The 879-nt window shown below is 67.0% G+C and carries 1 protein-coding gene; it reads right to left on the bottom strand.

The window, feature by feature from the left end; genetic code table 11:
• A partial coding sequence (locus M3I54_RS44425) for an autotransporter-associated beta strand repeat-containing protein (protein WP_375542337.1) occupies positions 1-879 on the bottom strand: 879 nt, incomplete at both ends.

Genomic DNA, 879 nt, shown 5'->3' with positions numbered 1-879 from the left:
ATGCAGCGTGCCCAGCGTGGTGAGACCCAGTTGCCTCGCGATGGGCTGCACCACCGAGTAGGTGGCGGTCTCCGGACCGATGATTGGATACTTCGCCGGTGCCAGCTGGCTCGGCGGCGGATTGACCGGCAGTGAGTCACCCGGGGGGATACCGTCTGGTTCCGACGGGAGTGATTGCCCCGACGTTGGCGGCACGATGAAGTCGGAGCGCAGGAACCAGTCCTGGGGTGCGCTGCCGTCGGCACTGCCTCTGAACAGGCGGTAGTCGAGATTCCCGGCGCGCAACTCCCCATTGAGCACGAATGCGCCTGGCGCCGTGGTGCCGCCGTTGACGGCCTGAACCAGGCGGATACCGTTGTTCAGGGTCTCCACGCCGCTGGTGCCGGTGGGATGCACGACCACTGCGCTCGTTCCGATCGTGGTCCCGCTGTCCAGCACCAGCCGGCTCGACGGCGAGCCATCCGTGCCCAGGAACGTGTTGAAAACCACCTGCCCCTGCGGGTCGCTGTAGTTGCCGCGTATCGTCAGCGCCCCGTAACCGGTATCTCCAGCCACCGGGTTTCCAGGCCAGACCACCCCCTGGTTCACCACGTTGCCGTTCACCGTGCCGGATCCGGCCAGGGTTCCCGCTGACAGTACGGTCACGGGCGAGCTTATCGAGCCTTTGACGGTCAGCGTGCCGGTCTGCACGGTGGTCGGGCCGCTGTAGGTGCTGGTACCCGTGAGCACCGTGGTGCCGGTGCCCATCTGCACCAGGGCGCCAGTTCCGGAGACCACGCCGCCGTAGGTGAGCGTGTCGCTGCGGTCGAATGCCAGGGTGCCATTGTCGGTGACGTTGCCGACGATGCTGCCGCTGGTGCCGCCGTTGCCCAGCTGCAG

Source organism: Paraburkholderia sp. CNPSo 3274, assembly GCF_024206475.1.
Taxonomy (GTDB): domain Bacteria; phylum Pseudomonadota; class Gammaproteobacteria; order Burkholderiales; family Burkholderiaceae; genus Paraburkholderia.
The sequence above is the reverse complement of the archived record's forward strand: the minus strand, read 5'-3'. Positions and strand labels throughout refer to the sequence as shown.